Origin of the sequence: Pseudomonas sp. MWU12-2029, from assembly GCF_023242425.1 — a bacterium.
GTDB lineage: Bacteria > Pseudomonadota > Gammaproteobacteria > Pseudomonadales > Pseudomonadaceae > Aquipseudomonas > Aquipseudomonas kribbensis.
Genome location: NZ_JALJDY010000006.1, coordinates 339,806 through 357,313, shown reverse-complemented (window position 1 = coordinate 357,313; position 17,508 = coordinate 339,806). Strand labels below are relative to the sequence as shown.

The 17,508-nt window shown below is 61.0% G+C and carries 13 protein-coding genes; 5 read left to right on the top strand and 8 right to left on the bottom strand.

All coding sequences use genetic code 11. The features are described from left to right. Positions 1-41: 41 nt before the first annotated feature. The 5 genes from M5B44_RS17630 to M5B44_RS17610 form a co-directional block, all read right to left on the bottom strand. Positions 42-3,059, bottom strand: a complete 3,018-nt coding sequence (locus M5B44_RS17630) for a sarcosine oxidase subunit alpha (protein WP_248740000.1) — start codon at positions 3,057-3,059, stop codon at positions 42-44. Continuing rightward, on the bottom strand, positions 3,056-3,385 hold the full coding sequence (locus M5B44_RS17625) for a sarcosine oxidase subunit delta (RefSeq protein WP_085709160.1): 330 nt from the start codon (positions 3,383-3,385) through the stop codon (positions 3,056-3,058). Before M5B44_RS17625 ends, M5B44_RS17630 begins: the two co-directional genes overlap by 4 nt. Positions 3,386-3,398: 13 nt before the next feature. Continuing rightward, positions 3,399-4,649: a sarcosine oxidase subunit beta gene (locus M5B44_RS17620; RefSeq protein ID WP_003206307.1), complete on the bottom strand. Its 1,251-nt coding sequence runs from the start codon at positions 4,647-4,649 to the stop codon at positions 3,399-3,401. A 20-nt stretch (positions 4,650-4,669) separates the two neighbouring features. Further along, a complete protein-coding gene (gene glyA / locus M5B44_RS17615) occupies positions 4,670-5,923 on the bottom strand; it encodes a serine hydroxymethyltransferase (protein WP_114885977.1) in 1,254 nt (417 codons plus the stop codon). A 159-nt stretch (positions 5,924-6,082) separates the two neighbouring features. Continuing rightward, the gene (locus tag M5B44_RS17610) at positions 6,083-6,793 is read right to left on the bottom strand and encodes a TraX family protein (RefSeq protein ID WP_248739999.1); all 711 of its coding nucleotides are present in this window, start codon (positions 6,791-6,793) and stop codon (positions 6,083-6,085) included. A gap of 128 nt (positions 6,794-6,921) precedes the next feature. Here M5B44_RS17610 and M5B44_RS17605 point away from each other — a divergent pair, with 128 nt between their 5' ends. The 4 genes from M5B44_RS17605 (at position 6,922) to M5B44_RS17590 (ending at position 10,922) form a co-directional block, all read left to right on the top strand. After that, positions 6,922-7,962, top strand: coding sequence for a low specificity L-threonine aldolase (locus M5B44_RS17605; protein WP_007959802.1), 1,041 nt, complete (start codon positions 6,922-6,924; stop codon positions 7,960-7,962). 120 nt (positions 7,963-8,082) lie between these two features. Then, positions 8,083-8,907, top strand: coding sequence for an SDR family oxidoreductase (locus M5B44_RS17600; protein ID WP_248739998.1), 825 nt, complete (start codon positions 8,083-8,085; stop codon positions 8,905-8,907). Positions 8,908-8,997: 90 nt separating this feature from the next. Further along, complete coding sequence (locus M5B44_RS17595; RefSeq protein WP_248739997.1) at positions 8,998-9,483, top strand: Hcp family type VI secretion system effector; 486 nt, start codon at positions 8,998-9,000, stop codon at positions 9,481-9,483. Beyond that, entirely contained in the window at positions 9,480-10,922 is a 1,443-nt protein-coding gene (locus M5B44_RS17590; RefSeq protein ID WP_248739996.1) for a hypothetical protein, read from the top strand. Before M5B44_RS17595 ends, M5B44_RS17590 begins: the two co-directional genes overlap by 4 nt. Before the next feature lie 521 nt (positions 10,923-11,443). Here M5B44_RS17590 and gbcB read toward each other — a convergent pair. Beyond that, a complete protein-coding gene (gene gbcB, locus M5B44_RS17585; protein ID WP_248739995.1) occupies positions 11,444-12,544 on the bottom strand; it encodes a glycine-betaine demethylase subunit GbcB in 1,101 nt (366 codons plus the stop codon). Between the two features lie 294 nt (positions 12,545-12,838). On the opposite strand from gbcB, the gene gbcA reads away from it, so the two are divergent. Next, a complete protein-coding gene (gbcA, locus tag M5B44_RS17580; protein ID WP_248739994.1) occupies positions 12,839-14,131 on the top strand; it encodes a glycine-betaine demethylase subunit GbcA in 1,293 nt (430 codons plus the stop codon). A gap of 106 nt (positions 14,132-14,237) precedes the next feature. Here gbcA and M5B44_RS17575 read toward each other — a convergent pair whose 3' ends face one another. Both M5B44_RS17575 and M5B44_RS17570 read right to left on the bottom strand, forming a co-directional pair. Then, the gene (locus M5B44_RS17575) at positions 14,238-15,482 is read right to left on the bottom strand and encodes a metallophosphoesterase family protein (RefSeq protein ID WP_248739993.1); all 1,245 of its coding nucleotides are present in this window, start codon (positions 15,480-15,482) and stop codon (positions 14,238-14,240) included. Positions 15,483-15,507: 25 nt separating this feature from the next. Beyond that, on the bottom strand, positions 15,508-17,376 hold the full coding sequence (locus M5B44_RS17570; protein WP_248739992.1) for a hypothetical protein: 1,869 nt from the start codon (positions 17,374-17,376) through the stop codon (positions 15,508-15,510). Positions 17,377-17,508 lie beyond the last annotated feature (132 nt).

Here is a 17,508-nt window from a genome sequence, read left to right as displayed (position 1 = left end):
GAATTCTGTGCCGCTCCCGCGCCAGGCACGGGAGCGATCAATTAGATGTTCTGGCGATCGCCCTTCGGATCGAAGAACACCGAAGAAACGATTTCCGCCTCGATCACGCTGCCGTCGGCCAGCGGTGCGAACACCCGCTCGCCCAGACGCTTCAGACCGCCCTTCACTACGCCCATGGCAAACGAATAACCGAGGGAGTTGTGCGCGTAGCTGGAGGTCACGTGGCCGACCATGGTCATCGGGATCGTCTGCTTGGTGTTGAACACCAGTTGCGCGCCTTCCGGCAGCCAGACGTTCGGATCGATCGGCTTCAGGCCCACCAGTTGTTTGCGCTGGTCACGCACGCAGTCTTCACGGTTCATGCCGCGCTGGCCGATCCAAGAGAACGGTTTGGTGCGACCGACGCACCAGCCCATGTTCAGATCGTCCGGCGTCATCGAGCCGTCGGTGTCCTGGCCGACGATGATGAAACCCTTCTCGGCCCGCAGGACGTGCATGGTTTCAGTGCCGTACGGGGTCAGGTTGTACTGCTTGCCGGCCTCGACGATTTTTTCCAGCACTCCCATCGCATAGTCGGCCTGGACGTTGACTTCGTACGACAGCTCACCGGTGAACGAGATGCGGAACACCCGCGCCGGCACACCGCCGACCAGACCTTCTTTCCAGGTCATGAACGGAAACGCTTCGTTGGCCAGGTCGATGTCGGTCACGGCGCTGAGCAGCTTGCGGCTGTTCGGGCCGGACAGGGTCATGGTCGCCCAGTGGTCGGTGACGGAGGTGAAGTAGACCTTCATCTCTGGCCATTCGGTCTGGTGGTACAGCTCCAGCCACTGCAGTACGCGAGCCGCGCCGCCGGTGGTGGTGGTCATGACGAAATGGTTGTCGGCCAGACACGCCGTCACACCGTCGTCGAAGACCATGCCGTCTTCCTTGCACATCAGGCCGTAACGGGCCTTGCCCACGTCGAGCTTGGTCCAGGCGTTGGTGTACACGCGGTTGAGGAACTCGCGGGCATCCGGGCCCTGGATGTCGATCTTGCCCAGGGTCGAAGCGTCCAGCAGGCCAACGCTGTCGCGCACAGCCTTGCATTCGCGTTTGACCGCGGCATGCATGTCTTCGCCGTTTTTCGGGAAGTACCACGGACGTTTCCACTGGCCGACGTCTTCGAACTCGGCACCGTTTTTCAGGTGCCATTGATGCAGTGCGGTGTAACGCACAGGTTCGAAGATGTGCCCACAGTGACGGCCCGCTACCGCGCCGAATGTCACCGGCGTGTAGTTCGGACGGAACATCGTGGTGCCCATCTGCGGGATGGTCACGTTCAGCGAACGGGCGGCGATGGCCAGACCGTTGACGTTGCCGAGCTTGCCCTGATCGGTGCCGAAGCCCAGCGCGGTGTAGCGTTTGACGTGCTCGACCGACTCGAAACCTTCGCGGGTCGCCAGTTCGATGGCGGCGGCGGTGACGTCGTTCTGCAGGTCGACGAATTGCTTCGGTGCCCGGGAAGTGCCCTTCTCGTGCGGCACCTGGAACAGCGCCAGCATCGGTTCTTCGTGGCGGCTCAGAGCTTTCGGCAACACGCCTTCGACGGTCTGGAAACCGGCTTCGGCTGCGGCGCGCACGCCGCCTTCAAAACCGTCGGCCAGGGAATCGCCAAGACCGTAGACGCCGTTGATGCCGCCGACGCACACGCGTTTCTGCGGTGCTTCGCCCGGTACGAAACCGAGAATGTCTTCGCGCCAGATCGGCTTGCCGCCGAGGTGCGACGCCAGGTGCACCACCGGGCTGTAGCCGCCGGAGCTGGCGATCACGTCGCAGTCCAGCCATTCGCCGGGACTGGTCACGGCATGGCCTTTTACATCGATGGCGGCCACGCGAGCAGCGGTCACACGCTTGCTGCCACGGGCCTCGATCACGGCGCTGCCGGTGAGGATTCGAATGCCTTTGGCGCGGGCTTCTTCAACCAATGCGCCACGCGGATTGCTGCGGGCATCAGCGATGGCTACCACTTGCAGGCTGGCGTCGAGCCAGTCCAGCGCTACGCGATAGGCGTGATCGTTGTTGGTGGTCAGCACCAGCTTCTTGCCCGGCGCCACGCCGTAACGGCGCACGTAGGTCGAAACCGCACCGGCCAGCATGTTGCCCGGCACGTCGTTGTTGCCGTAGACCAGCGGACGCTCGTGAGCGCCGGTGGCCAGCACCACACGCTTGGCGCGGACGCGATGGATGCGCTGGCGCACCTGACCGATTGGCGCGCGGTCGCCGAGGTGATCGGTGAGACGCTCGTGAATGGTCAGGAAGTTATGGTCGTGGTAACCGTTGACCGTGGCGCGGGGCAACAGCAGCACGTCCGGAGTGTTCTTCAATTCGGCAACCACACTGGCGACCCACTCCACAGCAGGCTTGCCGTCGAGGCTTTCGCGGGAGTCGAGCAGGCTGCCGCCGAACTCTTCCTGTTCATCGGCGATGATCACCCGGGCACCGCTGCGCGCGGCAGCCAAAGCAGCGGCCAGACCGGCCGGGCCGGCGCCGACGATCAGCACGTCGCAGTGCTGGTTCATGTAGTCGTAGGTGTCCGGATCGACTTCGGTCGGCGAGCGGCCAAGACCTGCGGCCTTGCGAATGTACTTCTCGTAGGTCATCCAGAACGATTGCGGGTACATGAAGGTTTTGTAGTAGAAACCCGGTGGCATCAGCTTGCCGCCGACCTTGCCGAGAATCCCCATCATGTCGTTGTTGACGCTCGGCCAGCCGTTGGTGCTGGTGGCGACCAGACCCTGGTACAACGCCTGTTGCGTGGCGCGCACGTTAGGGATCTGGGTAGCTTCGGTCGCACCGATCTGCAGCACCGCGTTCGGCTCTTCGGCACCGGCGGCGAAGATGCCGCGAGGGCGCGAATACTTGAAGCTGCGGCCGATGATGTCGACGCCGTTGGCGATCAGCGCCGAGGCCAGCGAATCGCCCTCGAAGCCTTTGTAGCTCTGACCGTTGAAGGTGAAGCTCAGCACTTTGTTGCGGTCGATCCGTCCACCGTTGGACAGGCGATTGGTCTGGCTCATACCTTCTCTCCCAGCGCCGGCGTGGCTGTTTTCGCAGGGTCAGCCTTGTCGGTGAATTGCGGCTTGGTGCCGATCTTGTAGGTTTCGAGAATCTCGTAGGTCACGGTGTCGCGGGTGACGTTGAAGTACTGGCGGCAACCGGCGACGTGATCCCACAACTCGTGGTGCAGGCCGCGAGGGTTGTCGCGGAAGAACATGTAGTCGCCCCACTCCTCGTCGGTGCAGCTGTTCGGATCCAGCGGACGCGGGATGTGCGCCTGGCCGGATGCGTGGAATTCCTCTTCGGAGCGCAGTTCGCCGCAGTGAGGACAGAAGATATGCAACATGGGATTTCTCCTGTTAGTGGGCGACAGCCGCAGCGCCGTGTTCGTCGATCAACGCACCGTTGTGGAAACGGTCGATGGAGAAAGGTGCGGCCAGCGGGTGCATTTCACCTTTGGCCAGGCTCGCAGCAAACACGTTGCCCGAGCCCGGTGTGGCCTTGAAGCCGCCGGTGCCCCAACCGCAGTTGAAGAACATGTTCGGGACCGGGGTTTTCGAAATGATCGGGCAGGCGTCCGGCGTGGTGTCGACGATGCCGCCCCACTGACGGTTCATGCGTACCCGCGACAGCACCGGGAACATCTCGACGATGGCCTGGATGGTGTGCTCGATCACCGGGTACGAACCGCGCTGGCCGTAGCCGTTGTAGCCGTCGATACCGGCGCCGATCACCAGGTCGCCCTTGTCGGACTGGCTGATGTAACCGTGCACGGCGTTGGACATGATCACGCTGTCGATGATCGGCTTGATCGGCTCGGACACCAGCGCCTGCAGCGGGTGGGATTCGATCGGCAGACGGAAACCGGCGAGTTTGGCCATGTGCCCGGAGTTACCGGCGGTGACCACGCCGACGCGCTTGGCGCCGATGAAACCCTTGTTGGTTTCGACGCCGATGCACACGCCGTTTTCCTTGCGGAAACCGATCACTTCGGTCTGCTGGATCAAGTCCACGCCCAGGGCGTCGGCGGCACGGGCAAAGCCCCACGCCACGGCATCGTGACGGGCCACGCCGCCGCGACGCTGGACGGTTGCGCCCATCACCGGGTAGCGGGTGTTTTTCGAGCAGTCGAGGTACGGGATCTCGTCCGCGACTTGCTTGGCGTTGAGCAGCTCGCCGTCGACGCCGTTGAGGCGGTTGGCGCTGACCCGACGCTCGGAATCACGAATGTCCTGCAAGGTGTGGCACAGGTTGTAGACGCCGCGCTGGGAGAACATCACGTTGTAGTTCAGGTCCTGAGACAGGCCTTCCCACAGTTTCATCGCGTGTTCGTACAGGTGCGCCGACTCGTCCCACAGGTAGTTGGAGCGAACGATGGTGGTGTTGCGCGCGGTGTTACCGCCGCCCAGCCAGCCCTTCTCGACCACGGCCACGTTGGTGATGCCGTGCTCTTTCGCCAGATAGTAGGCAGTCGCCAGACCGTGCCCGCCGCCGCCGACGATGACCACGTCGTAGACCTTTTTCGGGGTCGGCGTGCGCCACATGCGCTGCCAGTTTTCGTGGTGGCTGAGGGAGTGCTTGAAGAGGCCGAAGCCCGAATAGCGTTGCATAGTCATTTACTCCAGAACGCTCAGCGATAAACCGGGAAGTCTGCGCACAGGGCCGCAACCTGCTGGGCGACGTTGGCCTCGACATCGGCATCGCCGAGGTTGTCGAGGATGTCGCAGATCCAGCCGGCCAGCGTCACGCACTGCGCCACTTTGAAGCCGCGGGTGGTCACCGCCGGGGTGCCGATGCGCAGGCCAGAGGTGACGAACGGCGACTGCGGGTCGTTCGGTACGGCGTTCTTGTTGACGGTGATGTGGGCGCGACCGAGGGCGGCGTCGGCGTCTTTACCGGTGAGGCCCTGACGGATCAGGCTGACCAGGAACAAGTGGTTGTCGGTGCCGCCGGACACTACATCGTAGCCACGTTTGATAAAGACGCTCGCCATCGCCTGGGCGTTGTCGATCACTTGTTGCTGATAGGCCTTGAAGCCAGGCTCCAGCGCTTCCTTGAAGCACACGGCCTTGCCGGCGATGACGTGCATCAGCGGGCCGCCCTGGGCGCCGGGGAATACCGCCGCGTTGAGCTTTTTCTCGATTTCTTCGTTGGCCTTGGCCAGGATCAGGCCGCCACGAGGACCGCGCAGGGTCTTGTGCGTGGTGGTGGTGACCACGTCGGCGTACGGCAGAGGGTTCGGGTACAGACCGGCAGCCACCAGACCGGCGACGTGAGCCATGTCGACGAACAGCAGCGCACCGACCTTGTCGGCGATCTGACGGAAGCGCGGGAAATCCAGAGTTTTCGAGTAGGCCGAGAAACCGGCAACGATCATTTTCGGTTTGTGCTCGACCGCCAGACGCTCGACTTCGTCGTAATCGATCAGGCCGGTCTTGGTGTCGATGCCGTACTGCACGGCGTTGTACAGCTTGCCCGAAGACGAGACCTTGGCGCCGTGGGTCAGGTGACCGCCGTGGGCCAGGCTCATGCCGAGAATGGTGTCGCCGGCCTGGATCAGCGCCAGGTACACGGCGCTGTTGGCCGAAGAACCGGAGTGCGGCTGGACGTTGGCGTAATCGGCGCCGAACAGTTGCTTGGCGCGTTCGATGGCCAGCGCTTCAACCTTGTCGACGTGCTCGCAGCCACCGTAGTAGCGCTTGCCCGGATAACCTTCGGCGTACTTGTTGGTCAGGCCGCTGCCTTGCGCTTCCATCACGCGTTTGCTGGTGTAGTTCTCCGACGCGATCAGCTCGATGTGATCTTCCTGACGTTGCTCCTCGGCATTCATCGCCGCCAGCAGTGCATCGTCGTAACCCTGGATCCGGTCTTGCTTGCTGAACATCGCGTCTCTCCCAGCGGCATCTGTGCGCCATTCGTCTCGGTAAGGCACTGGCAATGATGGCAGTGCCCTTTGATGCCGATGGTATGGCCGGCGCAGGGAGGCCAAATGCCTACGGACGCCACGCAAAGGTGCGTTTACGACATGGCGACAGCGACGGACTCAAACAAGCAGCTGGCGCAAGGCCAGAAGAACGAGGAAATGCGCGGGATAGAGCGCATACGCCCAGCGCCGCAGGGGTGGCGCGCGGAGGAAAGTGGCATGTCGCAACAGGAACATTCCGGACACTGGCGTCATCAGGCAGGTCGCAATGCCGAGGAGCGCCACACGGTTGCCGAACTGCGCGGATTCGAAGAGCACCTGCCACTGATTCGCCGCCAGACACACCAGTCCCGGCAGCAGGCTGAAATACCAGGGTTTGCGAAACACCAGCAACATCGCCAATGGCAGCAGGACGCCGAACAGACCGAACATCAGTCGCTCCGGGAACAACGTGGCCACCAGCAAGGCCCCGACCGCCAGCAAGCGCGAAACCAGTGCCCGATCCTGCCAGCCCCGCGCCGCCAGCAAACCCAGCGCCAGCGTGGGCATCACGTTCAAGGTGTCGGGATCGGGAATGTACAAACGGTAGGGAATCTCGCTGAACAGACTGAACAGCAGCAACCAGCCCAGATAGCGCCATTCGGTCTTGCGCGCGCCGTCCCGCGCCAGGTTCGCCGCCATCGCCAGACAGAACCACGGGAACGCCAGCCGCCCCGGTACATACAGCCAATCGGCGCTGATCCCGACATATCGCAGGTGATCGAGCAGCATGCTCAGCAGCGCCAGCCACTTGAGCAGATCGAGTGCGCCGTCGCGCCGGCTCAGGTGCATAATCGGCTCGCATCCTTGTAAAGTTCTGACAGCGACATCCCGTGTGCTCCCCGGATGATCTTCGGTACAGTGCGCACCATCATTGACCCCACGAAGCGCCACAAGCGCCTCGATCACGGAAGCCGGCCATGACCGACAAGAGCCAACAATTCGCCAGCGACAACTACTCCGGTATCTGCCCCGAAGCCTGGGCTGCCATGGAACAGGCCAACCACGGCCACCAGCGCGCTTATGGCGACGATGAGTGGACAGCACGCGCCTCGGATTATTTCCGCAAGCTGTTCGAGACCGACTGCGAAGTGTTCTTCGCCTTCAACGGCACCGCCGCCAACTCCCTGGCGCTGTCGTCGCTGTGCCAGAGTTACCACAGCGTGATCTGCTCGGAAACCGCCCACGTCGAAACCGACGAATGCGGCGCGCCGGAGTTCTTCTCCAACGGCTCGAAACTGCTGATCGCCGGCACCGAAAACGGCAAGATCACCCCGGCCTCGATCCGCGAAGTTGCGCTCAAGCGCCAGGACATCCACTACCCGAAACCGCGCGTGGTGACCCTGACCCAAGCCACCGAAGTCGGCAGCGTCTACACCCCGGAAGAAGTCCGCGCCATCAGCGACACCTGCAAGGAACTGGGCCTGAACCTGCACATGGACGGCGCCCGCTTCTCCAACGCCTGCGCATTCCTCGGCTGCTCGCCGGCGGACCTGACCTGGAAGGCCGGCGTCGACGTGCTGTGCTTCGGCGGTACGAAAAACGGCATGGCGGTGGGTGAGGCGATTCTGTTCTTCAACCACAAACTGGCCGAAGACTTCGACTACCGCTGCAAACAGGCCGGGCAACTGGCGTCGAAGATGCGCTTCCTGTCGGCACCGTGGGTCGGCATCCTGGAAAACGACGCCTGGCTCAAATACGCCCGCCACGCCAACCACTGCGCACAACTGCTGGCAGAACTGGTCAGCGACATCCCGGGCGTGGAACTGATGTTCCCGGTGCAGGCCAACGGTGTGTTCCTGCAACTCTCGGAACCGGCCATCGCCGCCCTGACCGCTCGCGGCTGGCGCTTCTACACCTTCATCGGCAAGGGCGGCGCGCGCTTCATGTGCTCGTGGGACACCGAAGAAGAACGCGTGCGTGAACTGGCGCGCGACATTCGCGAAGTCATGTCGGCCTGATCGCCTCCCCGTGGCGCGGGAGCCTGCTCCCCGCCACCGCTCACCTCCTCCCGTTTCAGCTCCATCGTCTACATTGTCTGTCGAGCCATCGCTCACATAACAATAAGCAGGAGCTTGCGCATGTCGCTAAAAGGCAAAACCTTGTTCATCACCGGCGCCAGCCGTGGCATCGGGCGCGAGATTGCGCTGCGGGCTGCGCGGGACGGGGCCAATATCGTGATCGCCGCCAAGAGCGCCGAACCGCACGCCAAGTTGCCCGGCACCATTCACAGCGTCGCCGCTGAAGTCGAGGCGGCCGGGGGCAAGGCTTTGGCGTTGCAACTGGATGTGCGTGATGAAGAGGCAGTGCGTCAGGCGCTGGCCCAGGCCAACGAACACTTCGGCGGGATCGACGCACTGGTGAACAATGCCGGGGCGATCAAGTTGACCGGTGTGCAGCACATTGAGCTCAAGCGCTTCGACCTGATGCACCAGATCAACACCCGCGCAGTTCTGCTCTGCAGCCAGGCGGCCCTGCCCTATCTGAAGAAGTCCACCGGGCACATTCTCAACCTGTCGCCGCCACTGAACATGGCCAGCAAATGGTTCGCGCAATACAGCCCCTACACCGTAACCAAGTACGGCATGAGCATGCTGACCGTCGGCATGAGCGAGGAATTCGCCAACTACGGGATCAGTGTGAATTCGCTGTGGCCGCAGACCATGATTGCCACGGCGGCGATCGAGTTTCAGCTGGGCAACCGGGAGTCGTTCAAGCATGCGCGCACGCCGCAGATCATGGCGGATGCGGCGCATGTGATTCTGGGCAGCAGCGGGCGGCGGATTACCGGGCGGTTGTTGATTGATGAGGAGATTTTGCGGGAGAACGGTGTGAGTGAATTCGAACACTATCGGTTTGAACCGGACAGCAACGCGAAACTGATGCCTGACCTGTTTATCGACTGAGCATTTTCAGAAACGACCTACGCCAGGTCCTACATCACTCAAACAAGCCTCGCCATAGACTGCCGACTCCATTTTCGAGGAGTGCAGACTATGGCGAACCCTGCCTACATGACCATCACCGGCAAGATCCAGGGCCTTATTTCAGCCGGATGCTCGACGCCGGAATCGGTCGGCAACAAATACCAGACGGCCCATACCGATGAAATCATGGTGTTCGCCCTGAGCCATGAAATTCGCCGCGACGCCAATCTCGGCAAACCCGTCCATCAGCCGGTCATCATCACCAAAGCGGTCGACAAATCTTCCCCATTGCTGGCTCAGGCGCATTCGAACAGCGAAGAACTGGACTGCACGATCAGCCTCTACCGCACGTCGCCCCAGGGGCAGCAGGAAAAATTCTATTCGATCACCCTCGACGGGGCGGTTCTCGCTGAACTGTCGCAGGATGTGCCCCACGTGATTCTGCAAAACGATGCCCAGCCCCAAGAACAACTGGCCATCCGTTACCGCGGCATCAGTTGGGTACACCACATTGCAGGCACCACTGGCTATACCTCGTGGGGCGAAGCGGGTTGAGTTCACGGCAGCATGATCTGTGCGATGTACAGGACGCCGCCGGCAACCTGCTTGGGCAGGCACTGACCATCGGAAACCGTCATCTGGCGTATGGCATTGCACGTGTGCAATTCCATCAACAAGTCGCGTACTTCGCCAAGCGAATTACCGAGGAGGTAGCGGACGGACGCCTGACGCCGCAGCAAGGGATCAATGCGCTTGCGCAGGAACAACGAAACCTGTTGAACCAGTCCCGGGCCCTGCAGCAAACCAGTCACGGCGCGCTCACCGGCGCGGCCAGGACACCACGCCTGTCGATGCTTCCACATGCCGCAGCGAACCCCGATCCGCAACGTTTACTGCGGGCCGTTCGCCAGCAAAATCTGAAAGTGACGCGCCTGAACTCAGCTCCGCGCTCTTCTGCGCATCCGGTCAACGACTTGCGATTTTTCCCCCGCGAACACTGGCCCCAGGAATTGCCGACACCGGAGGAGCCAGGGTTCTACATCGTGCCCAAAAGTCTGTCCGCCGAGAAACTGCAGGCGCAACTGTTTCCGTCGCCCAACTCGAATGTCATCGCTAAATTCAAAAGCCTCAATCCGCTGGAAGACGTGGTGAAAGCCGGAACGCTGATTGTCCTGAGCGACCCGGACAATCAGCAATGCACCTATGAAGAATCATTGCTGATGGAAACCGCGCACATCGTCAGCATGGCGCTGGCGCCGTTGACGCTGGAAGAGGCGGACTTTTTTGCGCAGCACTATGAGGTCATCAGAAGGACGCTTTCAGATGGGTCAAAAGTTATTGGGGTTGTTACCGCTATGGCCGCTAACCATCTGGATGGCATCAAAACTGTTTTACGTGATCTGGAAACCCTGCACGTCCGAACTTTCGAGGGAAAGGGGAGCACACAGGCATTCCTCAGTGAACGTAAAACATTGCTGGCCCGCCTTGATATTCAACTCAACTTTCTGACTAAACGGGCAATTGGTTTTCCTGACCATCCAAATCTGAAAGCCGCGCTGGGCATCGATACGTCCAATCTCGTCCACCGTTGGAGAAAGGCCGACGCGATCAGCCGGATTCCCGGTTATGCCACTCACATTCAAGGCGTAGTGAAAGCCTCGCAATACGTCAAATATGGCGGATGGATTGGTACGGCCGTGAGTGGCGGAGCCTCGGCAATGAAGGTTCAGGATGTTTGTACGAACGGGAGTGCCGAGGCATGCGAAAAGGTGAAATACACCGAAGCCGGAAGTTTTCTGGGTGGGGCTATCGGTTCTGCTCTGGGTGCAGCCGCAGCCCCGACAATTTGCGTGGCAATCGGGGTTACGAGTGCAGGAATCGGTGGGGTGTTGTGCGGGGTGCTGGCTGCGGGAGCTGTATCTTTTACGGGCGGATACATCGGTGAAAATCGCGGTGAGCGTGCAGGCGAGCGGATTTACGAGAGGATCAGATGAACTTTGAAACTGTAAAAGATGCATTAATCCTCGTGAGCATCATAAATTTCGCCGCACTCCTGATCGTTAATTGCATCTGGCTATACATCGCAAAAACGAAAATAAGACTAATCATGAGGAGCCTTAAAAACAGCCCGATCCGCTACAGTCTTATGATGCTATGGCATGGAGGCATGTGGGGACGCATCTACATGATGGGAGAGATTTCCCGTTTCCTGAAACGTCCGGAAATCCATATTTATCATGAGAGATTGAGTGCGGAAGACATTAAAAAATTCCCACCCGACTTTAAGCGCACACTGCTTACACTCCACAGATGTCAGTTATTTAGCGGTATCACTTTTTTTGCTTTGGGGGCTCTCGGAGTACTCAACATAATTTAAATATCAATTGAAAATCCCCGTCTGATTTCCCCTGTAGAAGCGAGCCTGCTCGCGATAGCAGTGGGCCGTCGACACCATCATTGAATGTCCCGGCCTCATCGCGAGCAGGCTCGCTCCTACAGGGAATTGCGGCGCCTGTCAGTACTCGATCCGAACATCCCCCTTCGGCACGCTGCAGCAAGAAAGAATGTACCCCTCCGCCTCGTCGTCCTCGGTAATCCCGCCGTTGTGATCCATCTCCACTTCGCCGCCGAGCTTGAGCACCTTGCACGTCCCGCAGATCCCCATGCCGCAGGCTTTCGGGATCATCAGGCCGACCTTCGCAGCCGCCGCATGCACGGTCTCGCCCGGGGCCACGCGAATGCTCTTGTCCGATGAGGTGAATTCCACCAGGTGCAGATCCGCCACCGGGATTTCCGGTGCTTCGGCGGCCTGTTCGGCCTGTTCCACCGCATCGGCGCGAGCTTCCGGTGGCGTGGCACCGAAGGATTCCTCGTGATAGCGCTTCATGTCGTAACCGGCGTTTTCCAGCAGGCGCTTGACCGCGGTCATGTACGGCGTCGGGCCGCAGCAGAAGACTTCGCGCTCGAGGAAGTCCGGCACCATCAGTTCCAGCATTTTGTGGTTGAGGTAGCCGCGATAACCGGCCCACGGCTCGCCCAGCCCGTGTTTCTCGCAGATCAGGTGCAGGCTGAAGTTGTCGATCCGCGACGCCATGTGTTCCAGCTCGCGGTGGTAAATGATGTCTTTGGGCGAGCGGGCGCTGTGGATGAACGTCATGTCGACGTTGCCGTTGGTGTCGTAGAACCAGCGCGCCATGGACATGCATGGCGTAATGCCGACGCCGCCGCTGAGGTACAGCACTTTCGGGCTCGGGAAGTCGATGGAGTTGAACAGCCCGACCGGGCCGTGCACCGCCAGCTCCTGGCCTTCGTGCAGGGTGTCGTGCAGCCAGTTGGACACCTTGCCCCCCGGCACGCGCTTGATGGTCACCGAAAAGCTGTATGGCACCGACGGCGAGCTGGAGATGGTGTACGAACGCATGATCGGCTGGCCTTCGATTTCCAGCTCCAGGGTCACGAACTGCCCGGGCTTGAAGAAGAACAGGATCGGCTGGTCGGCCATGAAACAGAAGGTGCGCACGTCCCAGGTTTCCTGGATGACTTTGACGCAACGGACGATGTGTCGGCCATTGGCCCAGGTCTGGGTGGTGACCGGATTCAGGAAGCTGTTCGACATGCTGTTCTCCACGGCCGACTGTCGGCCTTCATGTGGCGATTCTGCGTATAGCGCGAACGGCCCGTTTACCTATCCGCGACATTCACATACTTATCGCGACCAGCCCCCAACCACCGGGGGTTGCGCGTCGGGAACAGATTGCACCATGTCGCCCATGGATAAGGTTCTCGCCTGCGCCGGCCCCACACTCGCCCCTATTACAAACCGATTCTTTACACCTTGCGTTGCACCCTTTAGCCGCACACCCGATCAGCCACTTTCGCGGCCACGCAGATGGCCTTGAGGAATTCATCGATGGACACCGCAAAACTCAGCCTGGGCGACCTGCTGGAACCCGCACGCAAGGCCACCGCACAAATGCTGCAGGAACGCGAGCGCACCTATTCGCTGCCGCAACCGTTCTACAGTGACGAGCGCCTGTTCGATATCGACATGCAGGAGATCTTCCAGAAAGAGTGGTTGATCGCCGGCATGACCTGCGAAATCCCGGCCAAGGGCAACTACATCACCCTGCAGATCGGCAAGAACCCGATCATCGTCATTCGCGGCGCCGAAGGCGTGGTGCACGCGTTCCACAACGTCTGCCGCCACCGTGGCTCGCGCCTGTGCACCAGCGACAAGGGCAAGGTCGCCAAACTGGTCTGCCACTACCACCAGTGGACCTACGAGCTGGACGGTCGCCTGCTGTTCGCCGGCACCGAAATGGGCGCCGACTTCGACATGAAGCAGTACGGCCTCAAGCCGGTGAACGTGAAGACAGCCGGCGGCTACATCTTCATCAGCCTGGCGGAGAGCCCGCCGGCCATCGATGACTTCCTCTCGACCCTGAACCACTACATGGAACCCTACGACATGGAGAACACCAAGGTGGCGATTACCACCACCTTGATGGAAAAGGCCAACTGGAAACTGGTGCTGGAAAACAACCGCGAGTGCTACCACTGCAACGGTTCGCACCCGGAATTGCTGAAAACCCTGCTGGAGTGGGACGACGTCACCGACCCGCGTGCCGACCAAGCGTTCAAGGACCACGTCGCCGCCTCTGCTGCCGCGTGGGAAGCCGAAAAGATCCCTTATGCCCACGCCAGTTTCGGCCTGCGCAACCGCATCGTGCGCATGCCGCTGCTCAAAGGCACCGTGTCGATGACCATGGACGGCAAACAGGGCTGCGCCAAACTGATGGGCCGGATCAAGAACCCGGACCTGGGCTCGATGCGTATCCTGCACCTGCCGCACTCGTGGAACCACTGCATGGGCGATCACATCATCGTGTTCACCGTGTGGCCGATCAGCGCCCAGGAAACCATGGTCACCACCAAGTGGATCGTGCACAAGGATGCCGTGGAAGGCGTGGACTACGACGTCGAGCGCATGCGCAAGGTGTGGGACGCGACCAACGATCAGGATCGTCGCCTGGCCGAAGAAAACCAGCGCGGGATCAACTCCACCGCGTACCAGCCGGGGCCGTACTCCAAGACTTATGAGTTCGGCGTGGTCAACTTCGTCGACTGGTACAGCGAGCGGATGCTGAGCAACCTCGGCGCCGAGCCTGCGCCGTACCTCAAAGGCGTGCCGGTCCAAGGATAAAAGCAAAAGCATCGCCAGCAGGCTGGCTCCCACAGGAGATATCTGTTCACCAGAGATCCAGTGTGGGAGCCAGCCTGCTGGCGATGGCGTCATCGTTGTCATCGCATCACTTGGATGACCACCTCACACTGCCATCCTCGCCAATAAACTCCTCGAAAATCTCCTCCCCCACCAACCTGATCTTCGCGTACCCGTTCAAAACCCTTAGCGGATAGTCCGGATCCTTCGCATCCTGGGTCTCGGAAAACAGTATCCGTGGATGCCCGTTCAGCTCGCTGGTGGTGCCATAGGGAATCGCCCCGTGGCCGGCGCAGCGCGCGTGCAGTCCGCCCTGGGTGGCGTAGACGATGCCGTTGTGCAGATGCCCCCAGTACCAGTAATCCGGCTCACGCCCCAGCGCATCGCACACCGGTTGATACAGCGCGGTCTTGTTGTGCCCGGTGATGTCGAAACCCTGATGATGACTGAGCACCATCAGTTTTTTGCGCTTGGGCAAGCCCTTCATCCAGGCGATTTGCGGTTCGTTCAGCGTGCCGTCCATGTACAGGTTCATCACGTCCGAGGCATAGGCCGTGTCCAGCCCGACAATCAGCCAGTCGTCATTGATCAGGGCGAAGTAGCTGGTGCCCTGCTGCCCCGGAAAGCGCGCGGCCAGTTCCTTGAAATAACCGTGGGCGCCGCTGTACATCTCGTGGTTGGAATTGAGGGTGAACGAGCCGTGGGTACCCATCGGCCAGCCGGACATGTCGGTGTCCTCCTGGGAATGGGTGCCCGCGTAGTAGACATCCCCCAGGTGAATGGTGAAGTCGGCATTGGCCAGTTGCATCTGGTTGGCCACCGACACCGCCGGTGCGTGGCTGTTGAACGGCCCGGTGCCCCAGTCGCCGGCAATCGCCAACGTCACTTCGCGCTCCATGGTCACCAGTGCCGGGTCGGTGCCGAAGGTCGCGTGATGGCGCAGGTTTTCGATCCATTTGAGCAGCGCTTCGCTCCACAGCAGGTCCAGCAGTTCCCACTTGCGGCAGCCGAGCAGCGTGCCGTCCTTGAGCACTTTGGTTTGCAGTTGATCGGGGGACTGCGGCAACGGCGTTGCATTGCCGATGCGCAGGATCGACAACCCGTGGGACAACTCCCACGGCACCGCCGGCTCGTCATCCGGCAACTCGCCGTTTTTCAGCACGTACTGCGCCTGATCGTGACCGCGCTGGAGCAGCTTGATGATGGCCTGGAATTCCTCGGGTTCCAGTTCGCTGATGAGCTTCATCCAGGCCATTTCCACTCGCGTGAACAGGCCGTGCAGACGAACCTTGACCTTGTCGATTTCATGTTTCAGATGACCGACCGCTGACATGGCGTAATCCTCTATCCGTAAGGGTTCACAGGGTTTTCATGAATTCGATCAGCGCGCGTTTGTCGTCGTCCGACAGCGTCGTGCCATACAGGTGACCGGTGTTGTGATTGCCCTCCAGGCGTGTGTCGTACTTGAAGTCCGCCGAGGCTTTGGCCTGGGCGCCACTGGTGACGAAACCAACATTGACCGGGTCGTAGATGTCAGAGCCGGTGATGAACACCTGCGGACGTTTTTCCGGTGGTTGCAGCAAGTCCCACAGGGTCGGCACCGAGCCGTTGTGCAGATAAGGCGCGCGCAGCCAGATGCCGTCGGTGGGCGTGTTGCTGTAGCTCTGGGTCTTGCGATAGGCACCGAAATCGAACGGTGGTTTCTTGAAAGTGTGGAACGCCGCCACCAGCCCGGTGGTGAACGAGTCGAGGCGATGCGGATCGGTGCCGAGCTGGTCGATGTTGGTGGTGACTTGCCCGGTGTCGGCGCGACCGAAGTCGTGGCAACCGGCGCAATTGGCCTCCCAGATCGGCTTGCCCTGGGCGACTTTGGCCTGATCCAGCGCCCACGGCCACGCCGGCGCCTTGTGCCCGAGCAGCCAGTTGGTCACGCGGTTGAAACTCGGCGGCAGCACCGATTCCGGCGTCGCCCCCACGGCCATGGCGGCGGCGTAGTTGCGCTCGTGGATCTTGTTGTTATTGCCGTCCCAGTGCAGGTACATCGATTCCCGGGGTTTCTGGTTCCACACTTGCGGCAGGTCGACCGTGCCGATGGTCGAGTCATCCGGGAAGCCGAACACCACCATTTTCGTCGGGTTGAAGGTGTCGGTACGCCCCGGCCCCTGCGGCGGACGCAATTTCTGCCAGGCGTAGGCCTGCTTCTGTTTGAGCAGCGCGGTCTTGGCCATCGGGATGATCAGGTAACGGTTGTAGAGCCGCTCGAAAAAGCCGAGCTGAAACTTGCTGTTGATCGCCGCCATCACCGCGTCGGTGGTGAATTTCGGGTCGCTGGCGCAATCGTAGGCGAACCACTGGAAAGCCTGCAGTTGCAGGGTATTGGCCGGCGCACTCGGCACATTGACCGCAACGTTGCTGGCATTCGCCCGGTAGGAACCGGTGTGACACAAAGCGCAGTTCGGCTCGACGGTCGGGTAACCGATCTGCCGCTTGGCCATGCCGATCGGCAGGTCCTTGCCGTTCTCGAACAGGAAGCCGAAGACTTCCCAGCCGCCGGGTTTCGGCATCTTCTCCGGGCACATCTGCGGCAGTACGGAGAACAGGTAATACGGGATCCGTGCTTCGATGCCCAGGCCAATAGCGGCGTATTTGTAGTGATCTTCATCGGAGGCGTATTCCTGCTCCGGCACCACCCGCAGCATCTGATACCAGGTCTGGTAACCGATGAACGCCAACAGCGCGACGACCACCAGCGTACCGACCTTGAACGCGTGGTTCTGCCAATGCCGCGCCCACGCCGCCCGCCATTCGCGCCAGCCGTCACAGAGCAGCGCCAATGGTCGGTTTTCAGGGGTGGTGCCGAGGTACAGCAGAATGCCGAGGATCAGGAAGAAACTCAGATCGCCCATCAGCATCGGTACGAACACCGAGCCCTGGCTGCTGGTGTCGATCAGGTAGATCCAGAACGCCACGGCAATCAGCCGCGTCAGCACGCACAGCCAGGAATGCACCACGTAGCGTGGCGCGTTGAAGCCCGACGGCATGTAGAACACGCTGATGCCCACCAGCAGCATCCCGGCGTTTTCCAGCCACGGGTCGGAGAGTTGCGGCGGCAGGCCGACCACCGATGTCAGCAACCCCGGCGCGAACAGCGCCGGGATCGCGAACACCATGTTCATCGCAATGCCGAGCCAGATGAAACGTTGAAACCAGCGGATGTAGCTGTCCATGTCATCCATTTCCTTGTACAGACCGGAGAGGTGTAGCGCCCGATACCCCGCCATCGCTGGCAGGCCAGCTCCCACAAATTCGCATCGCATTCCAATGTGGGAGCGAGCCTGCTCGCGATTGCAGTCGACTCG

Excerpts from the sequence above, each read along its gene's own strand:
- M5B44_RS17630 (WP_248740000.1), bottom strand. The coding sequence starts at position 3,059 with ATGAGCCAGACCAATCGCCTGTCCAACGGTGGACGGATCGACCGCAAC.
- M5B44_RS17625 (WP_085709160.1), bottom strand. The coding sequence starts at position 3,385 with ATGTTGCATATCTTCTGTCCTCACTGCGGCGAACTGCGCTCCGAAGAG.
- M5B44_RS17620 (WP_003206307.1), bottom strand. The coding sequence starts at position 4,649 with ATGCAACGCTATTCGGGCTTCGGCCTCTTCAAGCACTCCCTCAGCCAC.
- glyA (WP_114885977.1), bottom strand. The coding sequence starts at position 5,923 with ATGTTCAGCAAGCAAGACCGGATCCAGGGTTACGACGATGCACTGCTG.
- M5B44_RS17610 (WP_248739999.1), bottom strand. The coding sequence starts at position 6,793 with ATGCACCTGAGCCGGCGCGACGGCGCACTCGATCTGCTCAAGTGGCTG.
- M5B44_RS17605 (WP_007959802.1), top strand. The coding sequence starts at position 6,922 with ATGACCGACAAGAGCCAACAATTCGCCAGCGACAACTACTCCGGTATC.
- M5B44_RS17600 (WP_248739998.1), top strand. The coding sequence starts at position 8,083 with ATGTCGCTAAAAGGCAAAACCTTGTTCATCACCGGCGCCAGCCGTGGC.
- M5B44_RS17595 (WP_248739997.1), top strand. The coding sequence starts at position 8,998 with ATGGCGAACCCTGCCTACATGACCATCACCGGCAAGATCCAGGGCCTT.
- gbcB (WP_248739995.1), bottom strand. The coding sequence starts at position 12,544 with ATGTCGAACAGCTTCCTGAATCCGGTCACCACCCAGACCTGGGCCAAT.
- gbcA (WP_248739994.1), top strand. The coding sequence starts at position 12,839 with ATGGACACCGCAAAACTCAGCCTGGGCGACCTGCTGGAACCCGCACGC.
- M5B44_RS17575 (WP_248739993.1), bottom strand. The coding sequence starts at position 15,482 with ATGTCAGCGGTCGGTCATCTGAAACATGAAATCGACAAGGTCAAGGTT.
- M5B44_RS17570 (WP_248739992.1), bottom strand. The coding sequence starts at position 17,376 with ATGGACAGCTACATCCGCTGGTTTCAACGTTTCATCTGGCTCGGCATT.